24 protein-coding genes and 4 pseudogenes are annotated in these 20,461 nt (G+C 42.6%); 24 read left to right on the forward strand and 4 right to left on the reverse strand.

Features of this window, described 5'->3' with window-relative positions; all coding sequences use genetic code 11:
* Positions 1 to 4: 4 nt before the first annotated feature.
* From QWZ07_RS13310 to QWZ07_RS13365, 12 genes and pseudogenes are all read left to right on the forward strand, one after another.
* Positions 5 to 2,206 (forward strand): TonB-dependent siderophore receptor, encoded by a 2,202-nt coding sequence (locus QWZ07_RS13310; protein ID WP_192853608.1) that lies wholly within the window; start codon positions 5 to 7, stop codon positions 2,204 to 2,206.
* Positions 2,196 to 3,173, forward strand: coding sequence for a GNAT family N-acetyltransferase (locus QWZ07_RS13315; protein ID WP_192853560.1), 978 nt, complete (start codon positions 2,196 to 2,198; stop codon positions 3,171 to 3,173). The genes QWZ07_RS13310 and QWZ07_RS13315 overlap by 11 nt, the downstream gene beginning before the upstream one ends.
* A 77-nt stretch (positions 3,174 to 3,250) precedes the next feature.
* The gene (locus tag QWZ07_RS13320; protein ID WP_192853561.1) at positions 3,251 to 4,540 is read left to right on the forward strand and encodes a lysine N(6)-hydroxylase/L-ornithine N(5)-oxygenase family protein; all 1,290 of its coding nucleotides are present in this window, start codon (positions 3,251 to 3,253) and stop codon (positions 4,538 to 4,540) included.
* 333 nt (positions 4,541 to 4,873) lie between these two features.
* Positions 4,874 to 5,128 carry a DUF3297 family protein gene (locus tag QWZ07_RS13325; RefSeq protein WP_029223190.1) on the forward strand — a complete coding sequence of 85 codons (255 nt, stop codon included), beginning with the start codon at positions 4,874 to 4,876 and terminating at the stop codon, positions 5,126 to 5,128.
* Positions 5,129 to 5,549: 421 nt separating this feature from the next.
* Positions 5,550 to 6,923, forward strand: a complete 1,374-nt coding sequence (gene glpT / locus QWZ07_RS13330) for a glycerol-3-phosphate transporter (protein WP_017107967.1) — start codon at positions 5,550 to 5,552, stop codon at positions 6,921 to 6,923.
* 79 nt (positions 6,924 to 7,002) lie between these two features.
* Positions 7,003 to 8,058, forward strand: a complete 1,056-nt coding sequence (gene glpQ, locus QWZ07_RS13335; protein ID WP_192853562.1) for a glycerophosphodiester phosphodiesterase — start codon at positions 7,003 to 7,005, stop codon at positions 8,056 to 8,058.
* A 244-nt stretch (positions 8,059 to 8,302) separates the two neighbouring features.
* Entirely contained in the window at positions 8,303 to 8,767 is a 465-nt protein-coding gene (locus QWZ07_RS13340) for an ASCH domain-containing protein (protein ID WP_192853563.1), read from the forward strand.
* An 84-nt stretch (positions 8,768 to 8,851) separates the two neighbouring features.
* Positions 8,852 to 8,976 (forward strand): annotated as a pseudogene (locus tag QWZ07_RS13345) (D-2-hydroxyacid dehydrogenase family protein); the annotation flags it as partial.
* Between the two features lie 28 nt (positions 8,977 to 9,004).
* Positions 9,005 to 9,511: an HAD family hydrolase gene (locus QWZ07_RS13350; RefSeq protein ID WP_192853564.1), complete on the forward strand. Its 507-nt coding sequence runs from the start codon at positions 9,005 to 9,007 to the stop codon at positions 9,509 to 9,511.
* The gene (locus QWZ07_RS13355; RefSeq protein WP_192853565.1) at positions 9,504 to 10,100 is read left to right on the forward strand and encodes a class I SAM-dependent methyltransferase; all 597 of its coding nucleotides are present in this window, start codon (positions 9,504 to 9,506) and stop codon (positions 10,098 to 10,100) included. Before QWZ07_RS13350 ends, QWZ07_RS13355 begins: the two co-directional genes overlap by 8 nt.
* Before the next feature lie 111 nt (positions 10,101 to 10,211).
* On the forward strand, positions 10,212 to 10,592 hold the full coding sequence (locus QWZ07_RS13360) for a SpoIIAA family protein (RefSeq protein ID WP_192853566.1): 381 nt from the start codon (positions 10,212 to 10,214) through the stop codon (positions 10,590 to 10,592).
* 183 nt (positions 10,593 to 10,775) lie between these two features.
* Complete coding sequence (locus QWZ07_RS13365) at positions 10,776 to 11,189, forward strand: NUDIX hydrolase (RefSeq protein WP_192853567.1); 414 nt, start codon at positions 10,776 to 10,778, stop codon at positions 11,187 to 11,189.
* A gap of 53 nt (positions 11,190 to 11,242) precedes the next feature.
* On the opposite strand, the gene QWZ07_RS13370 is transcribed toward QWZ07_RS13365, so the two are convergent.
* Positions 11,243 to 11,644: a YkgJ family cysteine cluster protein gene (locus tag QWZ07_RS13370; protein WP_017107975.1), complete on the reverse strand. Its 402-nt coding sequence runs from the start codon at positions 11,642 to 11,644 to the stop codon at positions 11,243 to 11,245.
* Positions 11,645 to 11,842: 198 nt separating this feature from the next.
* Between QWZ07_RS13370 and QWZ07_RS13375 the strand changes: the two genes are divergently transcribed.
* The 6 genes from QWZ07_RS13375 (at position 11,843) to dfrA (ending at position 15,088) form a co-directional block, all read left to right on the forward strand.
* Positions 11,843 to 12,004, forward strand: coding sequence for a hypothetical protein (locus tag QWZ07_RS13375; protein ID WP_012604036.1), 162 nt, complete (start codon positions 11,843 to 11,845; stop codon positions 12,002 to 12,004).
* Positions 11,977 to 12,693 carry a pseudouridine synthase gene (locus tag QWZ07_RS13380; RefSeq protein ID WP_192853568.1) on the forward strand — a complete coding sequence of 239 codons (717 nt, stop codon included), beginning with the start codon at positions 11,977 to 11,979 and terminating at the stop codon, positions 12,691 to 12,693. Before QWZ07_RS13375 ends, QWZ07_RS13380 begins: the two co-directional genes overlap by 28 nt.
* Positions 12,694 to 12,761: 68 nt before the next feature.
* On the forward strand, positions 12,762 to 13,136 hold the full coding sequence (locus QWZ07_RS13385; RefSeq protein WP_065103514.1) for a VOC family protein: 375 nt from the start codon (positions 12,762 to 12,764) through the stop codon (positions 13,134 to 13,136).
* 95 nt (positions 13,137 to 13,231) lie between these two features.
* On the forward strand, positions 13,232 to 13,840 hold the full coding sequence (locus QWZ07_RS13390; protein WP_102291543.1) for a sugar O-acetyltransferase: 609 nt from the start codon (positions 13,232 to 13,234) through the stop codon (positions 13,838 to 13,840).
* 218 nt (positions 13,841 to 14,058) lie between these two features.
* On the forward strand, positions 14,059 to 14,481 hold the full coding sequence (locus QWZ07_RS13395; protein ID WP_192853569.1) for a DUF6678 family protein: 423 nt from the start codon (positions 14,059 to 14,061) through the stop codon (positions 14,479 to 14,481).
* 133 nt (positions 14,482 to 14,614) lie between these two features.
* Positions 14,615 to 15,088, forward strand: a complete 474-nt coding sequence (gene dfrA, locus QWZ07_RS13400) for a trimethoprim-resistant dihydrofolate reductase DfrA (RefSeq protein WP_102278643.1) — start codon at positions 14,615 to 14,617, stop codon at positions 15,086 to 15,088.
* A gap of 354 nt (positions 15,089 to 15,442) precedes the next feature.
* Here dfrA and QWZ07_RS13405 read toward each other — a convergent pair whose 3' ends face one another.
* The gene (locus tag QWZ07_RS13405) at positions 15,443 to 16,468 is read right to left on the reverse strand and encodes an IS110 family RNA-guided transposase (RefSeq protein WP_102353495.1); all 1,026 of its coding nucleotides are present in this window, start codon (positions 16,466 to 16,468) and stop codon (positions 15,443 to 15,445) included.
* 167 nt (positions 16,469 to 16,635) lie between these two features.
* On the opposite strand from QWZ07_RS13405, the gene QWZ07_RS13410 reads away from it, so the two are divergent.
* From QWZ07_RS13410 to QWZ07_RS13420, 3 genes are all read left to right on the forward strand, one after another.
* Complete coding sequence (locus QWZ07_RS13410; protein WP_192854750.1) at positions 16,636 to 17,049, forward strand: hypothetical protein; 414 nt, start codon at positions 16,636 to 16,638, stop codon at positions 17,047 to 17,049.
* Positions 17,050 to 17,171: 122 nt separating this feature from the next.
* A complete protein-coding gene (locus QWZ07_RS13415; RefSeq protein WP_192854749.1) occupies positions 17,172 to 17,588 on the forward strand; it encodes a DUF6678 family protein in 417 nt (138 codons plus the stop codon).
* Between the two features lie 136 nt (positions 17,589 to 17,724).
* Entirely contained in the window at positions 17,725 to 18,060 is a 336-nt protein-coding gene (locus tag QWZ07_RS13420; RefSeq protein WP_192854748.1) for an energy transducer TonB, read from the forward strand.
* A gap of 386 nt (positions 18,061 to 18,446) precedes the next feature.
* On the opposite strand, the pseudogene QWZ07_RS26495 reads toward QWZ07_RS13420, so the two are convergent.
* Together QWZ07_RS26495 and QWZ07_RS13425 are read right to left on the reverse strand one after the other, a co-directional pair.
* A pseudogene (locus QWZ07_RS26495) lies at positions 18,447 to 18,587 on the reverse strand (IS110 family transposase); the annotation flags it as partial.
* A 4-nt stretch (positions 18,588 to 18,591) separates the two neighbouring features.
* Positions 18,592 to 18,903, reverse strand: a pseudogene (locus tag QWZ07_RS13425) (IS110 family transposase); the annotation flags it as partial.
* Here QWZ07_RS13425 and QWZ07_RS13430 point away from each other — a divergent pair.
* The 3 genes and pseudogenes from QWZ07_RS13430 to QWZ07_RS13440 form a co-directional block, all read left to right on the forward strand.
* Positions 18,902 to 19,159, forward strand: a pseudogene (locus QWZ07_RS13430) (hypothetical protein); the annotation flags it as partial. The pseudogenes QWZ07_RS13425 and QWZ07_RS13430 sit on opposite strands and share 2 nt — an antisense overlap.
* Before the next feature lie 49 nt (positions 19,160 to 19,208).
* Positions 19,209 to 19,685 carry a GNAT family N-acetyltransferase gene (locus QWZ07_RS13435; RefSeq protein ID WP_192853570.1) on the forward strand — a complete coding sequence of 159 codons (477 nt, stop codon included), beginning with the start codon at positions 19,209 to 19,211 and terminating at the stop codon, positions 19,683 to 19,685.
* 114 nt (positions 19,686 to 19,799) lie between these two features.
* The gene (locus QWZ07_RS13440) at positions 19,800 to 20,276 is read left to right on the forward strand and encodes a hypothetical protein (protein WP_192853571.1); all 477 of its coding nucleotides are present in this window, start codon (positions 19,800 to 19,802) and stop codon (positions 20,274 to 20,276) included.
* The last annotated feature ends 185 nt before the right edge of the window (positions 20,277 to 20,461 follow it).

Below are 20,461 nucleotides of genomic sequence, written 5' to 3' on the forward strand. Positions count from 1 at the left end.
CTTTATGCGCACCCCAACAGCTCTTGCGGTCGCTTTAGTTGTATCGTCAGGAATGGTTCAGGCCAACGAAGATGAAACCGTTGTTGTTATTGGTCAGCAGCTAGAAGACAGCTCAGTAGGTCCTGATTTTAGTTACGTAGGATTAAGCAGTCGAACAGCAACAAAAACAGACGTTGCGTTAGGTGAGACACCACGTGCAATTTCGATTGTGACTCGCGAACAGATGGACGATCGAGCGTCGATCAGTATTGCCGATGCATTGCAGTACACGCCGAGTATCCAAGCGAACTATTTTGGTGAAGACAATAAGCAAGATTGGTTTGTTATCCGTGGCTTTAAGCAAGCAAACAGCGGCTTGTATCAAGACGGAACGCGTTTGTACTCATCTGGCTTTTATAGTTGGCAAATCGACCCGTTTGGCTTGGAACGAGTAGAAATCTTGCGTGGTCCAGGATCAGCGCTATATGGCCAAACCCCTCCAGGTGGTGTTATTAACGTAATCAGTAAGCGTCCACAGTTTGATGGTGGCTCGGGTCAGTTTGCTATCGAATACGGTACTGACGATCGCAAGCAAATTAGCTTAGATGTGAACTCTGAAGTTAACGATAAAATGGCGTTTCGCTTACAAGCACTTGGTCGTAAAAATGGTAGCCGTGTCGATGGTGTAGAAGCTGAACGCATTTTTATCGCTCCTTCTCTGGCTTATAAATTCACAGATGACACAAAAATAACACTGCTAACTAGCTACCAGAAAGATGATTCTGACCCGTACCTCCAGTTCCTACCAATGGAAGGAACGTTAACGTCGAATCCAAATGGCACTATTAGTGATAGCACTGCGTTAGGTAATACGGATTGGGAAACGTTTGAGCGTGAACAAATCTCAGTAGGCTACGAATTTGAACATCATTTCAATGATCGTACTTATTTCATGCAAAACACACGCTACAGCCAAATGGACATTAACTTACGTCAAATGTACTACTCGCAGTATGTCGGTGATACGGCTCTAGCACCTTACGATCCAACGCGCTCTTCTATTATCCGCCAAGCATCAACTGAAGAAGGAACATCAGACGCATTTAACATCGATAATCGTTTGATCCATAAATTTACGACAGGTTCAGTTGAGCACACCTTACTGACTGGTATTGATTACCAGAGCATCGATATTGATAGTAAAGATTACGCTGCTGATCCAATCATTGGTGATGGAAACAGTCTTTTGCCTGTGCCGGGTGTAGGAAATATACCGAACCCAATCTTTAACGTGTTTGATCCGTCATACAGCACAAATGTAGCTTTGTTGAATCCAACAACATTTGCGCCACTTGATGAATCAGATCGTCAAACCACTAAAACGAAAAATAATCAATTAGGCCTTTATTTACAAGACCAAATGATGATTGCGGATAAGTGGGCGGTACAAATTGGTGTTCGTTACGATGATTCCCAAAATAAGACACATAACACGACTACTGGTGCTAAAACGAAGGTTGATAACGAAGAGTGGACAACCAACTTCGGTGTTGCTTACCTGATGGATAGTGGTTTTACACCTTATGCGAGCTATGCTCAGTCGTTCAACCCAATCATTCAGCTTGATCAAAATGGTGACCCGGCGAAACCAGAACGTGGCGAGCAATACGAAGTGGGTTTGAAATACCAACCGAGTAGTTTCGATGGCTACTTCAATATTGCCGCATTCGAAGTCTCGAAAGAAAACTTAGCGCGTCAAGTCGCAGGTCAACTAACACAAATTGGTGAAGTTCGTAATCGCGGCCTTGAGTTAGAAGCTGTCGCAAACGTAACTGAAGCATTAACCTTGATTGGTAACGTTTCATTCATCGATTCTGAAATAACTGAAGATGCGACAAGCAGTAATGTAGGCAATACGCCGTCACAAATTGCTGACCAATTGGCTTCAGCTTGGGCAAACTACCGTTTCCTAAATGGTCCACTAGATGGGTTAACTATTGGTGCGGGTGCTCGTTATGTTGGTGATTCTTACGCTGACAATACCGAGACAAACAAAGTGTCTTCTTACACGTTGTTTGACGCAACATTGAGCTACCGTATTGAAGATTATAAGTTCCAAGTTGCAGCGAAGAACTTAGCAGACAAAGAGTACGTCGCGACGTGTGATTACTACTGCTTTTACGGTGATCGCCGTAACGTGATTGCGAGTGTAACTTATGACTGGTAGCCACCAGCCTTTGAACACTCTGCCTGAGGGGCAGAGTGTTTCTTTAAGTGAGGCACAAGACCGTTACTGCGTTGAAGTCAGTTCCGGTGTGGTTGAAGTTGTGCGTGAAACAAACCAGTTCTGGCGTTTAACTCAAATGACAGCGTTAAACACGGAGCAACTTTCTGCTTTTGCACTTCTATTCTCTGCTAACCCCGAAATTCGAACGATTGAGCTTGGGCTGTTTAGAAGTGAAGTATTGGATTCTTTGTGCTTTGAAACTGCTGAGGGCTTAAAGGTGCTATGGCGTGAAGCCATTATGCAAGTTCCTGAACTTTGGCTTAAGAATCGACACCGAACGCTTTACCCCCATAAACAAATCCTCGACGCTGCAGGGTATCACCCAGCTAGACCAAAGCCCTTGTTGGGTGAGTTATATCGCCGTTATATTCCCGACCTTAACGCTGTTCTCACTCTAGAAGGCTTAGATGTCGACAAACACTTAACCTTCTTCAATAAGTGGCAAAACAGCCAGCGTGTAGCGAATTTCTGGGAGCAAACGGGCTCACTGGAAGAACACAGAAAGTACTTAGAAGAGTCAGTTAAAAACAACAAGAATCAGCTTCTTGTTGTGTGTTTAGACAATCAGCCTTTCGCTTATATCGAAGTGTACTGGACCAAAGAAGACCGAATCGCACCTTATTACGCGGCGGGAGATTATGACCGAGGTATTCATATGTTGGTCGGTGAAGAATCCCACCGTGGTGCACATAAAGTTGCTGCTTGGTTGCCTTCTGTTTGTCACTTCATCTATCTATCAGATCCCCGTACAGAAAAGATTGTTAGCGAGCCAAGAGCCGATAACGACAAGATGATCGGATATCTGCAGAAATATGGATTTGCCAAAGTAAAAGAATTTGAATTTCCGCATAAACGTGCGGCTTTAATGTGTCAGTTGAAAGACAGCTTTTTCAGTAACGAGTTCTAATAATTAAGCGGCAAGTACTGGGAAAGGGAGTCGGAATAGGGTGCTTTGTACTCAAAGAAATTATTATGAGGTTATACATGACGAAACAAATTAAGGAATATGATGTTCTCGGAGTGGGCTTTGGTCCTGCTAATTTATCGATAGCCATTGCTTTGGAAGAGCAAGCTAAAGATAAAGGCTTAAGTTATTGCTTCTTGGAGCAAAAGTCTCATTTTGAATGGCACGGCGGCATGTTGCTTGATGGAACAAGAATGCAAATCTCTTGTTTGAAAGATCTGGTGACGTTACGAAATCCAACCAGTCCATATTCATTCGTAAACTATTTACACACTAAAGACAGGCTAAACGCTTTCATCAACCTAGGCAGCATGAACCCTTCTCGTGTTGAGTTTAACGACTACCTGACTTGGGTTGCTAATCAGTTCTCAGAACGCGTAAATTACGGCCAGCGAGTGATTGATATTGAAGCGATTGACGAAAATGGTCATAGCTCCAAAGTAAAAGTGACCTCTACCGATATACATGGTAATCAGACAGTTCGAATCGCTAAGAACCTTATTGTTGGGATGGGAGGGATGCCGAAGCTTCCAAAACAGTTTGAAGGTCATGATAACGAACAAATCATCCACTCCTCGAAGTACAAAGCGTGGCGTGAAACACTTAAGCCAAACTCAGAGCCAAAAATCGCTATCGTGGGTGCTGGGCAGAGCGCCGCTGAAATATTCGTTGATCTTACAAACCGTTATGCGGATGGTGAAGTTCACATGGTTAACCGCCGCTTTGCATTGCACCCAGCTGATGACAGCCCGTTTGTAAACGAGGTGTTTGACCCTGAGTTTACCGACCATATGTACGAAAGCACACAAGAGCAACGTGACCACATCCTCTCTCGCTTTAGTGCGACCAACTATTCAGTTGTGGATACAGAGGAGCTAAACGCTATTTATGAGCTGCTTTACCTGCAGAAAGTAACTGGGGAAGGTAACCATCAACATCTACGTTGTCATGACATCCAAGAGGTCGCGCAGAAGGACGACAAAGTCGCATTGCGCTTAAATGACACGATCAACAAAACACAGGCATGGAATGAATACGATGCAATCATTCTTGCTACTGGTTATCGATACGATGAGTTCAACCAAATGCTGAGCTCAATTGAACCTTTAATTGATAGTAAATCGGTAGGTCGTTCATACCAATTAGACATGAAGCCAAGCTGTGACGTCAAAATCTTCCTACAGGGTTGTTGTGAATCTTCTCACGGCCTGAGTGACACGCTTCTTTCAGTGTTGGCTGTTCGCTCTAAAGAAATTGTGGATGCGCTTCTTTCTAGTTCTAACCAAACGGTTGAGACTGAAAAAGCGTAATCAATATTGCTACATAGCGCCGAGCCCTTTTGCTTGGCGCTAATTTGCTAGATACATCGATAGCTCGCCTATTTTCATACTCGTTCGCTACCTTTCGCTTATTCCTACCAATAATATTATTACTTCAGTCATCGTTATTCTCAGCGCAATACTGGATTGTGTTACTGATGGGGTTATCTTTGCATTCAAACAGAGCAATTACCGCTGCTAAATCAAACAACTAGACGCGGATTAAAACGATCAAGACGATTTATTGCAGCAGTTGTTGAGCACAAAGCCTATATTGACTAGAATGACGCACTTTTTTTATTTACGTACATACAGGTAATGAACATGAGCGATACTAATTCAAGACCAGCTTTACCAGATCATCTTGCAGGTAACCCACGCAGCCCACACCACGTGGCTGAGTGTTTCGAATACCCAATTGGCATTCGTCTAAATGGTAAAGAGCGTACTGATGTTGAAGAATACTGCATCAGCGAAGGTTGGGTTAAGATCCCTTCTCCTAAAGCGCTAGATCGTTTTGGCCAGCCAATGCTTATTACTCTTAAAGGCACAGTAGAAGCTTTCTACATCGAAGATTAATCACTTCGTGTAACTCGATAATGCCGAGTACAAACGCTGTTGTATAGAAGGGTCTAGAGAAATCTAGGCCCTTTTTTTATCCTTATTCATACCGCCTTACATATAGCTTTAATCGATTCAACAGTCGTTTAGATGGATCTCGCATTACCAGTTTAACTCTTCTTCTGTTCGTTATTTGTTCATTCGAAATACTGAGCGTCTCTAAAGAACCTTCCAAAAGTAAAATACACAAACGAAAATATGAAGCGTAGTCTAATTAAATGAAACTAAAATGCTGTATTTAAAGTTATTTTTTGTTAATGGCTATCTCTATCACAGAAATTAATCCTGAAGCACATACAATGCCCTGACTTTCGAATGAGCGCTTTATTTTTTCGTTCGAGCATTTTTATTTCTATCGCCCAATACACATGAGGTTCCTATGTTTGGAATATTCAAACCTATGGCGCATATCGATCGCTTATCTACCGATAAGATCGATAGCACCTACACACGATTACGATGGCAGCTTTTTCTCGGCATCTTTGTTGGTTATGCGGGGTACTATTTAGTCCGTAAAAACTTCAGTTTGGCGATGCCATATCTTATTGAACAAGGGTACAGTCGCGGAGAGCTCGGGGTTGCTTTGGCCGCAGTTTCCATTGCTTACGGTCTATCTAAATTCTTAATGGGTAGCGTTTCTGATCGCTCTAATCCTCGTTATTTCCTCAGTGGCGGCTTGTTAATGTCGGCATTGGTCATGTTCTGCTTTGGTTTCATGCCATGGGCGACAGGCAGCATCACTGCGATGTTTATCCTGCTGTTCTTGAATGGTTGGTTTCAGGGCATGGGTTGGCCAGCTTGTGGGCGAACCATGGTTCACTGGTGGTCACGTAAAGAACGTGGCGAGATAGTGTCGGTATGGAACGTTGCTCACAACGTCGGCGGCGGTTTGATCGGTCCAATGTTCTTATTGGGTCTTTGGGCTTTTAATGACGACTGGCGAACCGCTTTTTATGTTCCTGCATTTTTTGCCACTCTCGTTGCTATTTTTGTTTGGTTCACCGTAAGAGATACACCTCAATCTTGTGGTTTACCGCCGATTGAAGAACACAAAGACGATTACCCAGACGACTACGATACGTCTCATGAGAAAGAAATGACGGCTAAAGAGATCTTCTTTAAGTACGTTTTCTCTAACAAGTTGTTGTGGTCAATCGCGATTGCTAATGCGTTTGTTTACCTTATCCGTTATGGCGTACTTGATTGGGCTCCGGTCTACTTGAAAGAAGCAAAAGATTTCTCAGTAGATAAATCTTCTTGGGCTTACTTCTTGTATGAGTGGGCGGGTATTCCTGGAACGCTACTGTGTGGTTGGATTTCAGATAAGTTGTTTAAAGGCCGACGCGCACCAGCAGGGATCCTGTTCATGGTTCTCGTTACTGTCGCTGTATTAGTGTACTGGCTAAATCCGGCAGGTAACCCAACGGTTGATATGCTGGCACTTATCGCGATTGGTTTCCTTATCTATGGACCAGTAATGCTAATTGGTTTGTATGCACTTGAACTTGCACCTAAGAAAGCGGCAGGTACGGCTGCAGGTCTTACTGGCTTGTTTGGTTACTTAGGTGGCGCAGTTGCTGCCAATGCCGTGCTTGGTTTCATGGTTGACCATTACGGCTGGGATGGCGGCTTCATTATCTTGGTTGGTGCTTGTGTTGCTTCAATAATTTGTCTGCTTTACGCCTTCTTAGGAGAGCGTGAACACCACAAACAAAAAGAACTAGAACAACAGAAAGAAGCATTAACTCAGTAGTTCATTAACTGGACAACGTCATACTAATAAACAACAGAGGCAGGTATATCCTGCTTCTGCTTTATCAAGGGAAACAATAATGAAAACAACGTCACTGTCTATGACTTTATTAGCTCTTAGCTTATCTGCAAATGCGTTCGCCGATCCTTTAGTGATTGCGCATCGCGGTGCTTCTGGTTATTTACCCGAGCATACATTACCGGCTAAAGCACTTGCTTATGCCATGAAACCCGACTACATCGAACAAGATGTCGTGATGACCAAAGATGACCAACTGGTGGTATTGCATGATCACTATTTAGATCGCGTCACCGATGTTGCTGACCGCTTTCCTGATCGCGCACGAGCAGATGGCCGCTATTACGCGATTGACTTTACGCTTGCTGAGATCAAATCACTAAAAGTGACAGAAGGTTTTAACCTAGATAAGCAAGGCAACAGAGTGGCAGGGTACCCAACACGCTTCCCGATGTGGCAGTCAGATTTTCGCGTTGCTACATTTGCAGAAGAAATTGAACTGATTCAAGGCTTAAACAAAACGCTGGGTTATGACGTAGGCATTTATCCTGAAATCAAAGCACCTTGGTTCCATCGTCATGAAGGCAAAGATATCTCGAAAGCAGTGCTTGCCACCTTGCAGCAATATGGTTATCTATCAAAAGACGACAAGGTATATCTACAGTGTTTTGATGCCAATGAGCTGCAACGTATTAACGATGAATTAATGCCTGCGATGGAAATGGATCTTAAGCTCGTTCAGCTGATGGCCTATACAGATTGGAACGAAACCATGACTTACAAGGGCGATAAAGCGACGCCGTACAGTTATGATTGGATGTTTGAGAAAGACGGCATGGCAAAAGTCGCTAGCTACGCTGATGGCATTGGCCCTTGGAAACCTATGCTGGTGGATGATGCATCGACCAAAGATAACATCATTATTAAGCCATTGATGATGTCAGCAAAAGACGCGGGCTTAGACGTTCACCCGTACACGTTCCGTGCCGATCCGGGAAGAATCCCAGCTTATGCTGATAACTTTGATGGCATGTTGGATGTCTTTTACAACCAAGTAAAAGTCGATGGTGTGTTTACCGATTTTCCAGACAAAGCGGTAGATTTCTTAAACCGTTAGTTTCCTGCTTAGTTAAGAGATACTAGTAACGAAATACGAAGAGCTAAAAGCACAGTCTTAAGTCGCTTTTAGCTCTTCATGTATTAGTCTTAAAAACCTACCCATATTCTTCTTTCTCAGCCCACATTTTGATATTCACTCGGTTTACAGCAATAACGCGGCTTGATAGGTTACTTCCAATGCAGTCAAATACTTAATCTATAAGTGTTTATCGACTCGACCTTATATTGAATTTGGAAAGATCATGGAAGAAAGAAGCAAAGCTTATCTCGATAGCTACCTCAATACATTGTCAGCAGACGTTGCCTCGCAATACACCTCCTTTAGTGCAGACTATTATTGCGCCGACGAATACAACGCCAACCTATGCGCGCAACTGATACTCAAAGGTGAGAAGCAAGCATCTTGTAGCCTTGAATATTGGTATAGCCATGAAGGGGAAGCGATGCCTGTCGTGGGGCATTTGCAAGTCGTCACTGATTGGGATGGCAAACCAGTTTGCATTGTAGAGATTACCTCGGTGTCATTGTGCAAATACAACGAAGTGACGGCTGAGTTTGCTGCCGCTGAAGGCGAGGGTGACAAAACACTAGAATGGTGGCGAGAAGCACACTGGAACTTCTTCTCTCGCGAATGTGAAGAACTCAATATAAACCCAAGTGAAGATATGATGCTGGTACTTGAGCGTTTCAAAGTGGTTCATCAATAGTGAAGTCCCAGTGAGTGATGTGTTGATTCGTAAGGCATGGCACTTAGGCTGCCTTTGACTAAAGCTAGATAGCTAGACACCTAACCGCTACGGTCCTTACCTAACGTCACGACGACTCTACATTTGGGCTATGTTGACAAAATAGCTACGAACTCTACTTCGATATCGCCTTCGACAACATTCTGTCCTATCAAAGAGATGGCTTATAAAGGCGCGATGACTAATGCAGGAGGCAAGATGACAAAGCTAATCGAATTAACAGAAATAGTCTTATTCGACTGGGGCAATACGCTCATGATCGATTTCCCAGAAGCACAAGGGAAAATGTGCGACTGGGAAGTTGTCGAAGAAGTTGCTGGGGCGCGTGAAGTGCTGGCTGCGCTTTCGAAACAGCATAAACTCTATGTCGCAACCAATGCGGCTGACTCGACAGAACAAGACATTATTCAAGCGTTTGAACGAGTTGGTCTGTCTCAATATATCTTGGGTTACTTTTGTAAGGCGAGTCTTGGCGTATCGAAATACGATTTTGATTTTTATCCTGCAATCATTTCCAAACTCGGTGTTGCACCACAAGATATCACCATGGTAGGTGACACCTTAGACAAAGATATTTACCCAGCACTTGAAGCGGATTTGAAAGCGGTGTGGTTGAACACAGAAGGCACTGCTCTTAAGTCAGGGCATCCGAATATCGTACAAGTTCAAAGCCTAAGCGAACTATTGGAGAAGTACTATGGATGATTACTCTGAGATCTGGCGTCAGTATTACCAAAAGGCACTAAGCAAACCTCATTTAAAGAGAACTGAGTGCGTAATTAAACTGAATGAGTCAGGCTTAAATGTTGCGATTGATTGTGGTTGTGGAACAGGTAGTGACATCGCCTTTTTAGAACAGCAAGCGTATCAAGTGTATGGCTTCGACGTTAATCCTGATTCGATTGCACTATGTCGGGATCGTTTTGGCCGCAAACCTTTGGTCGAGATATCTGAAAGTGGATTTGAACACTATGATTTCCCGAAATCTGGCGTAGTGATTGCCAATTCGAGTCTGTTTTTTGCTGACCCAACCCGTTTTGACGAGGTTTGGCACAATATTGAAAACTGTCTTGAAGTGGGAGGCGTGTTCGCGGGCGATTTCATGGGCGTCGATGACAGCTGGGCACATGGCTATCGAACCCCAACAACGCCGTTAACAAAAGCCAAAGTACTTAGCTTATTCAACGACTTTGAGATAGTACGATTCCATGAGCGAGACGAACAAGCACTCACGTCGCTTGGTAGGATGAAGCATTGGCACACTTACTCGGTCGTTGCGATTAAGCGTCGTTAAAGTCAGTAACTAAAACTCGTTCAGATGCTTTTCTGTTTTGACGCCAACCTCTCATCTCTTTGTTGTTTAATCCTCTAAGCTAACTCTAGTTTCCATTAAGAGGACTAGGTTATGAGTATCGAACGTCATGGAATATCTGTTGGCATTGAACGTGTTAGCGGTGAAACCATCGTTGTGTTTAAGGCCAAAGGAAAGCTCACACACGATGACTATCAAGCGATGATGCCAATTCTGAATACCACACTAGAAGAACTCGACTCATCTGAACTTAAGATGCTCGTCGACATTTCAACCTTAACAGGATGGGAGTTACGTGCAGCTTGGGATGATTTCAAACTTGGGCTAGAACTGGACTCGAAAATAGACAAAATTGCCATCTACGGCGATAAAAGCTGGCAAGACATGGCATCAAAAGTCGGGAGTTGGTTTGTGCCGGGTGAGATTAAGTCTTTTGAAGATCATGACTCCGCTATCGAGTGGCTAGTTGATTAATTCAACCACAGTTCAGTTCTTATGACAGCTGGCGAGTGTTCTACTTGAAGGCTGTCGTTTATCGACTCTTAAAGCCATTTCCTAAGCAATTCAATAGAATATGTTCACTGCTGAATGTAATATACACCTAGCGCGATACGTTGTGCTACCAAAATAATAAACACAATAACAAGGTCTAAGAACATGAATAAGGTAATTGATAAGCTCGCTTGGATATTCATTGAAGATGGCAAGTTGCTGATGGTGAGATCAAAAGGCAAAGAGCTGTTCTACTTGCCGGGCGGAAAGCGCGAAGCAGGGGAAAGTGACGAGCAAGCATTGGTTCGTGAAATCAAAGAAGAAATATCAGTAGACCTAGTACCTGATTCCATCAAATACGTTGAGACGTTCACTGGTCAAGCTGATGGCAAAGCAGAAGGCGTGTCAGTGCAATTGACGTGTTACCTCGCCGATTACACAGGCGAACTCGCTCCAGACACTGAAATTGAAGAGCTTAAGTTTGTTGATGGCAACGACAGAGCAGTATGTTCATTGGCTGCTCTTGTTGCGCTTGATTGGTTAGAAGCAAACCAGTATTTACCACTTATCAGTAAATAATGGTTCGTTAATACAAAACGACTGTTTAGTCAGGATCTTTGTAAGATCAGTGCTTATGAAAAGCTTGAAGGGCGACTGTCTTTCATCAGAATATCGAGTTTTCTTTGAGCTTTTTTCGTGTCTTGTAGATCCACCACCTCAATCATCTCGCATTCATCTCTTACCATCTCATTGATTAGGCTCGGATAGTGGCGACAATCTTCAGGTCGGTCTAAGTAAATGCTGCACGTATATTTCGCTTGGGCATTCTTATCTTTCGTTGGAACAACTTCTAGGAAAGGGCAACGACTTAAACGTTCGCCAGATTTAGGATCAAACCAGATCTCACTACCGCGAACATATTCAAATATGTCTGGATTGAACAGTTCCCACAAATCAATCTCTTCTTGAGTCGCGGCAAGGTCACCATCTCCATATTTGATACAGCATTTTCCGCATTGATTACAATTTTTCATTAGTGACTTCATCGGTTGGTGAGCTTTTGTCATTTTACCACTGATAGCCGTGGCACGTTGATTTTGTTGTCCATCGTTTGGAACCTCAAAGGAACCCCCTCATTTGATATTCATTTATCTAGATCACAACACTGCAAACAGGGCTGTAAACAGTGATACAATTTGCGCCTAGCAAGTTATTAAAACAAAGGCATAAAAATGAGAACCGTATACACCACTGAAGGCGACATTAACGCAAAGAAACAGAAAGACGCTTACCCAAAATTGGCGCTATGTGATAATTGCGTTCGAGACTATGTGGTGATTGCTCAAGGTGAACGTACCTATAAGCCTTGTGCGAAATGTGGCGCAGACGATTAATGCGCCTTGATAAATACCTTTGTAAAAGCACAGAACTAACAAAACTCGAAGCCGTCCAGCGAATCCAAAACGGCGAGGTGAGTGTGAACAGTATGATTGTGCTGGACGAGTCTACTCAGGTTCATGAAAGTAACGCTATCTTGCTTAATGGTGATGCATTAACGCTACGAGAGTTTAGATACATCTTAATGCACAAGCCTGCGGGCACCATCTGTTCCAATATCGACGAAGTGTACCCATCGCTTTTCAATTACCTAGAGTTAGAGAAAGCGTCTGAACTGCACATCGCAGGGCGGTTAGACGCCGACACAACCGGTTTAGTGTTGATCACCGATGATGGCCGTTGGTCTTTCAATATCACTTTGCCGACCAAGTCGTGTAAAAAGGTCTACCGCGTGACATTGTCACGAGATATCAAAGATGATGTCGCTGATAAATTCAAGGCGGGTGTTCAGTTGCAAGGTGAGAAAACCCCAACGCGCCCAGCAGAGCTAGAAGTGGTAAGCTCGAAAGAAGTGTTACTGACCATCACAGAGGGTAAGTTTCATCAGGTTAAACGAATGTTTGCTGCAGTAGGTAACCGAGTTGTAGGGCTTCACCGAGAGCAAATAGGCGAAGTAAGTTTAGATGTCGAAGAAGGCCAGTGGCGTTATCTCACAGAAGATGAAGTTAGCTCTTTCAGCCAGTAACTGAAAACAAATTAAAGCATAAAGCCTAGCGATACTTCTGGGCTTTAAAACAGAAGGAATTGTTTATCATGGAAAACCTCAAAGTCACTGAAATAAAGTCGTTCGTACCCGCGAAAGACTTCGACTTATCAAAGCGTTTTTATCAAACTCTCGGCTTTGAAATCATGTCTGAATTCCATGATATCGCCTATTTTCGTCACGGTGATTATGCATTCCTTTTACAAGATTTTTACGAACCTGCGCACTGTCACAATTACATGATGCACTTACTGGTGGAAGACGTAAAAAGTTGGTATCAGCACGTGCAAAACTCTAATGTAATGACGGAATTTGAAGTAACCGTTACTGAGGTTGTAGAACAGCCTTGGGGAATGCTTGAGTTTTGTATCACTGACCCTAGTGGCGTGCTATGGCGTGTTGCCGAGAACATCAGGCCACGTTAGCCCGTAAACTTGTTTTAAGGCCAGTGAAGCGCTTCAAATTATCCATATGTCGCTTAATTTATACCGCTCTCGGTAATTATCAAATAGGTTAAAACATGGATATAAAGGCTAAAATGCACAACCAAGACGTTTATTACTGTGATGACGTTGATCTGGTCGCCGAGCAAACACAATGCTTAGAAGTGCTTTACGATTTCAACCACACTCGCCCGAGTGAAGGTGAGAAGCGCCAGCAAATCATGAAGCAACTGTTTGCAGAAGTTGGCGAGGGTTGTTACATCGAGCCACCATTGCGCGCCAACTGGGGCCGCCACACGCACCTAGGCAATAACGTGTATGTGAACTTCAATCTCACTCTGGTCGACGACACAGACGTATTCATCGGCGACAACGTGATGATTGCGCCTAACGTAACTATCGCGACAGGCACACATCCCATCAGCCCAGAACTCAGGCTCAAAGCCGCGCAGTTCAACGTGCCTGTTCGCATCTGTAAGAACGTATGGCTTGGCGCGCACACCGTAGTACTTCCTGGTGTCACCATCGGCGAAAATTCGGTTATCGGAGCGGGCAGCATAGTCACCAAAGACATCCCAGCCAATGTGGTTGCTGTCGGAAACCCTTGTAAAGTGGTACGAGAAATTAATGAACGTGATCGAGAGTATTACCACAAAGATCGCCGCATTCCAGACGAGCTTAAGTAACCCGTATCCCCCATAATTTCGCTGGCTTAGCGTTTGGTCATGCTATACAGAAAGATTCTGCATTTTCTCTAAAGCCGATGCTAGCTGTGATATAAGTCATTGTTATATAATGGCTAGATTGCATGTGAAGTATGTGCAGTAGAAACTAGACAGAGTTAATCTGCATTTAAATACAGAATTTTTCTGTCTAATAAAGCTGTTATGTGTATTGGAGATTTATGAGTCTAACTTCCAGTTCAAAAGTTAATGAGTGTATTAATCAATTCGGTTTATTTGGTGTTATGAATAACACTAAATGGAATGCACTATTTTCAGCATTAAATGATCTCGAAGAGCTAATCAGTTATCGGGTTACATATATAGATGGTTCAACCTGGCCAGAGGTTGAATCGAGTCAACACTATACTTCCGAACTAGCCCAAATTTGGGGGAATTTTCGAGCAATAGAATTTGTTGATATCGATGCTCGTATTAGTTATTCAAAGGGAGTTCTTATGGAGCCTGAGATAATTGATTATCAGTATAAAATTATCAATATTTGCTCAGTGGCAAATACCCCTATATCTCTAGAAAATGGAGTTATTCGTGTTTGGGGTTATCTCAGGCATGGAGTCGATATTCCGCTTCATAAATACACATAACAAGCAATTTAAGCAGACTGTCAACGCTCGGTATTTTCAACTCAGTTTAGCTTCAGTGATTTAGGAGGTAAGTTTGAGTGTATTAGTAGCGTTGTCAGCTACTTAATTGGGCGTTAGCCCTCAATGGAGTCGCATGAAATTATCATTAATCGCAGCAGTGTCTGAAAATGGTGTAATAGGTTCGGGCTTAGACATACCTTGGTCAGTAAAAGGCGAGCAGTTGCTGTTTAAAGCTATGACATATAATCAATGGTTAATTGTTGGTAGGAAGACTTTTGAGTCTATGGGGAAGCTCCCAAATAGAAAGTATGCGGTAATTACTCGCTCAGAGTTAAAATCGGATGATAAGGATGTATTCTATTTTTCATCAATTGATAATGCATTATCTACACTGAAAAACGTTACCGACCATGTATTTGTGTCTGGTGGCGGTGAAATATACAAAGCACTAATTCATCGCGCTGATACACTGCATATATCGACAGTTCATACTGAAATTGACGGTGATGTGTTTTTCCCTCAAGTTCCTAATGGCTACAGTGAAGTGTTTGAACAACGATTTAGTTCAAATTTAGACTACACGTATCGCATTTGGCAAAAGGGCTAATAAGGCGTTTAAACGTAACTAAAACAGTGGGTTAGGTTTCGCTTCGCTACACATTGTAACCCACAATTTTAGTCCGCTTAACGCGGCTACATGGATTCCCCCCAGGTTGTCAAACACCCGCTAAACTTATGTTGATGGGTTTTGGACTGCCGCTCTACATTCGGCCTACTTATCGACGATTCGCATACGTCGTGGCCCTGATGACTTGCGCGACTGCGGTGCCTTATTCGTTAGATGACATCTAGTGTGTCCGCCGCATTAACAGGCTCTCCGCAAGTGGTCTTAACCTATCTCCATCATTAGCGTCTGCAATGACCCGGTGGGTTTAACTCTTTATGCTGCTTAAGGTTTTACTTAAGCAGCATAGTTTTCATATTCTGTTTGATTGTGTAAAAGCGACCATATAATTCGTGCGTTCTTCGCGGCAAGTGCCACTATTGCTCGGTTCATTCCTCTTCGTTCCAGAACGCCTCTGCACCACTGACTTAACTTATCTTGTTTGTCGCCAAGGTTGGCAATCACGGTCCTTGCGCCGTGAACTAATAGTGTTCGTAAGTATTTGTCGCCGTGTTTGGTTATCCGACCTAACCGAGGTTTTCCTCCTGTGGAATATTGCTTTGGTACTAGTCCTAGCCAAGCAGAGAAATCACGGCTTTTATCAAATTGAGAACCATTGCCTATCGAAGCAAGTATAGCAGTAGCGGTTTGCGGCCCAATACCTCGAACTTTCATCACTCGTTGAACATTAGCGCTGACCTTAGCAAAAGAGTCAAAGACTTGCTCTGTATCGGCGATACGTTGATTCAATTCACCAAGGTGGTGATAAGCATCGGCAATGACTGTTCTTGCGAGGTGTGGCAGTTCATTTTCTGCATCTTCGAGCATTAAGGGAACGTGTTTCATTAACGAAGAGCGGCCAACAGGAATGATCAACCCGAATTCAGAGAGTAGGGCACGCATGCGATTCATAAGCGCGGTGCGTTCACGAACCCAATGCTCTCTCATTCTATGTACCGATAGGATGGCTTGTTGATCGGGGGATTTTATGGGCACAAAGCGAGTAGATGGACGCTGAACAGCTTCGCAGATAGCAACAGCATCATTAAGGTCGTTCTTCCCTTTAGTTCGATAAGGAACTACGTATTTAACGGCCATAATACGGGCGTCGTGACCGAGTTTATTGAGTGTTCTTGCCCAATAATGTGCACCACCACACGCTTCAACGCCTATACGCATGAGTGGCATATTTGCTATTGTAGTCAGTAGTTTAGAGCGAGTTACCGACTTATGAAGTATGACCTTACCATTTTGGTCTACGGCATGAAGACTAAAGTGGTTTTTAGCTAGGTCGATACCGCAGAAATAAGAATAATCAGACATGGTGCCTCCGATGCATTTAAGTACCACATAAGTGTGGCAGATTCTCGGTAGGGGGAATCCATGTCATTCGTTAGCACTAGAGGGGTATCACTATTTACGAGGTTATTTTTAATATAAAATACGAAGGGTTCTGGAGCTTGCTTTTCATTCTTCCAGGCATTCTATTTATGTCTATCGCAATTGGTGTAATAAAGAATCAAGATAAAGTTATCGAGTATAACGGGACAAAAGCAGGAAAAAAGCAATCCACTTTAGGATTTAAGGTAAAAATGGGAGTGTTTTTAAGTTTTTCTATTCTTTGGACTGGTTTAGCTGGGTATGGAGTGGGATCTCAATTGTATTCATTGTTGTCTGATTACTCAGCTGGTAAATACAGTATTGTTGAGGGGCAGGTAGAAAAACTTGATTACAATGGTAAATATGAGAGTTTTAGTATTAACGGAGTTAGTTTCCGTTACTCAGAGTCATCTGTTACCCCTGGCTTCAATAATACCAATGGTCCTATACGCGAAGGGCTTGATTTAAGAATCTCTTATATTAAAAATACAATTCTAAAAATAGAGGTTCTTGAAGCACTGTAAAATAATGCTAACAAGCGCTTTAAACGGACAAAAACAGTTGGTTAGGTTCCGCTTCGCTCCACATTATAACCAACAGTTTTTGTCCGTTTAAGCGGGCGTTATACGTTTTTTGGAGGCTCTTCATGCCAGCAAGAATTGATGAATACCTTGATAAGGTCATCAAGAATCGATTTACTGTTTCATTAATGTCAAACACTAAATGGCATAAAGCTTTCACGGTGTTAGATGTTCCTGAATTGATGTTGAATCAGTGTTACTGGAAGTTTGTTGATAGCGATGATGAGTTTCTAGGTTTGCTTACTAAATCAGATGAGCTGATGGAAAAGTATGTGTGTGACTATGGCTCAGGTCCTTTCGCCTACAAAAGAATAGAGTGGTTAGAAATCCCCAAAGTAGGTAAGCCTAGTGGTTATGAAAACGTTCCCTTTAAACATTGGCATCAAGATATAGATGGTGCATTGAGTATCTTAAACTCAGTTGGTCACTTCGATACTGAGTTTACGGATAGAGGGTTGCGTATCTACGGTTTCAGAGAGTAAACGTATAACAAGCAATTTAAGCAGACTGCCAACGCTTGGCAGCCTGCTTGTTTTAGCTTCAGTGACTTCGGTGGTATTTTGAGTGTATCGGTTGCGTTGTCAGCTACTAAATTGGGCGTTATGTGTCAGAGAGATTATGAGATTTTTGAAACTATTTATCTTGATTTTAGTAGCAGGCTGTTCAAGTCCTGTAGAAAACAGTCTCTCATCTGAATATTTAGATTTAGAGCCAACAGAGTTTGTACTTCCGAGATATCCCAAAGTTGCAGTGGAAAGCAACCTATCAGGGTATGTGGTCATGACGTTTAACATCAACAAGCAAGGGGATGTGACTGATATTGTTGTAGTCGAGTCCAATCTAAAGGGGATCTTTGACAAGGCCGCTGTACAAGCGTTGTCAAAATGGAAATATGAACCACTCAAAGATGTTGAATTTATTGCTCAAAAACAAAAGTTAGTGTTTAAAATCTAACACATAACAAATTGTTCAAGAGTGCTTCGTCACGCGTGGTATTTTACAATGCGTTGGTTTGACTGATTAAGGTGTAATGCGGGATCTTCGGTATTGCGCTCCTCTCACCTTAACAGGGCTACATGGATTCCCCCCAGGTTGTCAAACATCCGCTAAACTTATGTTGATGGGTTTTGGACTGCCGCTCTACATTCGGCCTACTTATCGACGATTCGCATACGTCGTGGCCCTGATGACTTGCGCGACTGCGGTGCCTTATTCGTTAGATGACATCTAGTGTGTCCGCCGCATTAACAGGCTCTCCGCAAGTGGTCTTAACCTATCTCCATCATTAGCGTCTGCAATGACCCGGTGGGTTTAACTCTTTATGCTGCTTAGGTTTCTACTTAATCAGCATAGTTTTCATATTCTGTTTGATTGTGTAAAAGCGACCATATAATTCGTGCGTTCTTCGAGGCAAGTGCCACTATTGCTCGGTTCATTCCTCTTCGTTCCAGAACGCCTCTGTACCACTGACTTAACTTATCTTGCGGGGGATTTTATGGGTATAAAGCGAGTAGATGGACGCTGAACAGCTTCGCAGAGAGCTACTGCATCATTAAGGTTGTTCTTCCCTTTAGTTCGATAAGGAACCACGTATTTAACGGCCATGATACGGGCGTCATGTCCCAGTTTATTGAGTGTTCTTGCCCAATAATGTGCACCACCACACGCTTCAATACCTATACGCATGAGTGGCAGATTTGCTATTGTAGTCAGTAGTTTAGAGCGGGTTACTGACTTATGAAGTATGACCTTACCATTTTGGTCTACGGCATGAAGACTGAAGTAGTTTTTAGCTAATGAGCTTAGAACACAGTTAACTGAAGCAGGGGTAAGAGTAACTTTCGATAGTCGTTATAAGCTAGTTACAGCGCATAGCTCAATTATTCGGTTCAAAGCCCCACTCAATGATGCTCAGCAACTTTTAGCCTTATGTCAGCGGTATAGGAATCACGATTTTGGTCATGTTGTGCTTGAAAACTTCGAGTTGGTTTTCAATAACTGGTATCAGAATTTAGACGTCACCAAGTCTTTGGCAAAGTATAGGGTGCAATAGTTAGCACGCGTTATGTTGCGGACTAATTTTACATAGATAAAGGATAAAAATGGTAGTACTCAGAGAAATGCGCCAAGAAGAATATCCGGCTTATTGTCAGTATTTCATTGGCGATTACAGTCAGGATATAGCTAAAAATTATGGACATTCTTTAGATGTCTCAATCGAATTAGCCAAGAAGGATTTGCATCGTTGCTTCCCTAACGGGCTAGAGGGAAATGAGCATTCATTATTATGTATTGATGCAGAAATCAATGGTGAGCTTAAGCTGGTGGGTTATCTTTGGCACTCAATAAACATGAGTGATAAATCTACTTTTATTTATGACTTTTTTGTTTCAAGCGAATATCGAGGTTTTGGTTTCGGCACTCAATCTATTTCAGCGTTGGAAGCTCAACTACAAACGATTGGTATCAGTCAAATTAAGCTTAGGGTCGCGTACCATAATGAACGAGCGCTTAAATTATACAAAGACGTTGGTTTCGAGATTACTGGTTTCAATATGTCTAAGAAAATCAGCGGGTAGCTTCAACATGACATGCGTCCAGATCGAGCACTAACGCGTCGTATTCTCGCTGTAGTAGAGTGCAGTGTGCGTTAGTTTTAGCTTAACTTGGTACAATGCTTAATTAGGTGGTTTATGAAGGAAGTCGTACTATTCGCATTACTCTATTTGTGTTTTTATGGGATGTCTTTATTGGATAGTGATTTGTCCTCATTCACACATAATATCAGTGTTATCAATATCGAATCAGCCTATTGCGAAAAAAAATATCGACGCCGTATATGCGAATCTATTTTTACTTTAGATGATATGCCGACCAGATTCAGAGTTGACACAAACCTGTCTTCAGGGTTTGAAGAGGGGGAAATATATTATAATCGAAAAGTTGAAGTTCTATTTGATCCAAAAAACGTATTAAGCGATAGAGAGCCTATAGAGGTAAGTAATATTATAAAAAATGGCTATTCTATTTATGGTTCTACGAAGTGGCTTAGTGGTAGATCGTTTGGTGTAATAACTTTGGTTTATCTGTGTATTTGTATTGCACAGTTTGTATTTGCTATCGATAGATATGAAAAAAAGCACAACAAAAAACTTGAGGCTGATTCTTAACGCGTGTCATCTACACTGTGCGTTCGTTTTAGTGTCTAAAGCCTATCTGTGAGGGCTGTGCTCTCCACTTAATGCCGCATTTCGTTTAATTCCTGCCACACATTTTAACTGTATATATATACAGTTAAAATGTGTTGGTGTATTATCTTCTAGTGCTTTAGTTATAGAGCTAATCTATAACCAAC

The organism is Vibrio lentus (assembly GCF_030409755.1).
Lineage (GTDB): Bacteria > Pseudomonadota > Gammaproteobacteria > Enterobacterales > Vibrionaceae > Vibrio > Vibrio lentus.

Excerpts from the sequence above, each read along its gene's own strand:
- QWZ07_RS13310 (WP_192853608.1), top strand. The coding sequence starts at position 5 with ATGCGCACCCCAACAGCTCTTGCGGTCGCTTTAGTTGTATCGTCAGGA.
- QWZ07_RS13315 (WP_192853560.1), top strand. The coding sequence starts at position 2,196 with ATGACTGGTAGCCACCAGCCTTTGAACACTCTGCCTGAGGGGCAGAGT.
- QWZ07_RS13320 (WP_192853561.1), top strand. The coding sequence starts at position 3,251 with ATGACGAAACAAATTAAGGAATATGATGTTCTCGGAGTGGGCTTTGGT.
- QWZ07_RS13325 (WP_029223190.1), top strand. The coding sequence starts at position 4,874 with ATGAGCGATACTAATTCAAGACCAGCTTTACCAGATCATCTTGCAGGT.
- glpT (WP_017107967.1), top strand. The coding sequence starts at position 5,550 with ATGTTTGGAATATTCAAACCTATGGCGCATATCGATCGCTTATCTACC.
- glpQ (WP_192853562.1), top strand. The coding sequence starts at position 7,003 with ATGAAAACAACGTCACTGTCTATGACTTTATTAGCTCTTAGCTTATCT.
- QWZ07_RS13340 (WP_192853563.1), top strand. The coding sequence starts at position 8,303 with ATGGAAGAAAGAAGCAAAGCTTATCTCGATAGCTACCTCAATACATTG.
- QWZ07_RS13350 (WP_192853564.1), top strand. The coding sequence starts at position 9,005 with ATGACAAAGCTAATCGAATTAACAGAAATAGTCTTATTCGACTGGGGC.
- QWZ07_RS13355 (WP_192853565.1), top strand. The coding sequence starts at position 9,504 with ATGGATGATTACTCTGAGATCTGGCGTCAGTATTACCAAAAGGCACTA.
- QWZ07_RS13360 (WP_192853566.1), top strand. The coding sequence starts at position 10,212 with ATGAGTATCGAACGTCATGGAATATCTGTTGGCATTGAACGTGTTAGC.
- QWZ07_RS13365 (WP_192853567.1), top strand. The coding sequence starts at position 10,776 with ATGAATAAGGTAATTGATAAGCTCGCTTGGATATTCATTGAAGATGGC.
- QWZ07_RS13370 (WP_017107975.1), bottom strand. The coding sequence starts at position 11,644 with ATGAAAAATTGTAATCAATGCGGAAAATGCTGTATCAAATATGGAGAT.
- QWZ07_RS13375 (WP_012604036.1), top strand. The coding sequence starts at position 11,843 with ATGAGAACCGTATACACCACTGAAGGCGACATTAACGCAAAGAAACAG.
- QWZ07_RS13385 (WP_065103514.1), top strand. The coding sequence starts at position 12,762 with ATGGAAAACCTCAAAGTCACTGAAATAAAGTCGTTCGTACCCGCGAAA.
- QWZ07_RS13390 (WP_102291543.1), top strand. The coding sequence starts at position 13,232 with ATGGATATAAAGGCTAAAATGCACAACCAAGACGTTTATTACTGTGAT.
- QWZ07_RS13395 (WP_192853569.1), top strand. The coding sequence starts at position 14,059 with ATGAGTCTAACTTCCAGTTCAAAAGTTAATGAGTGTATTAATCAATTC.
- dfrA (WP_102278643.1), top strand. The coding sequence starts at position 14,615 with ATGAAATTATCATTAATCGCAGCAGTGTCTGAAAATGGTGTAATAGGT.
- QWZ07_RS13405 (WP_102353495.1), bottom strand. The coding sequence starts at position 16,468 with ATGTCTGATTATTCTTATTTCTGCGGTATCGACCTAGCTAAAAACCAC.
- QWZ07_RS13410 (WP_192854750.1), top strand. The coding sequence starts at position 16,636 with ATGTCTATCGCAATTGGTGTAATAAAGAATCAAGATAAAGTTATCGAG.
- QWZ07_RS13415 (WP_192854749.1), top strand. The coding sequence starts at position 17,172 with ATGCCAGCAAGAATTGATGAATACCTTGATAAGGTCATCAAGAATCGA.
- QWZ07_RS13420 (WP_192854748.1), top strand. The coding sequence starts at position 17,725 with ATGAGATTTTTGAAACTATTTATCTTGATTTTAGTAGCAGGCTGTTCA.
- QWZ07_RS13435 (WP_192853570.1), top strand. The coding sequence starts at position 19,209 with ATGGTAGTACTCAGAGAAATGCGCCAAGAAGAATATCCGGCTTATTGT.
- QWZ07_RS13440 (WP_192853571.1), top strand. The coding sequence starts at position 19,800 with ATGAAGGAAGTCGTACTATTCGCATTACTCTATTTGTGTTTTTATGGG.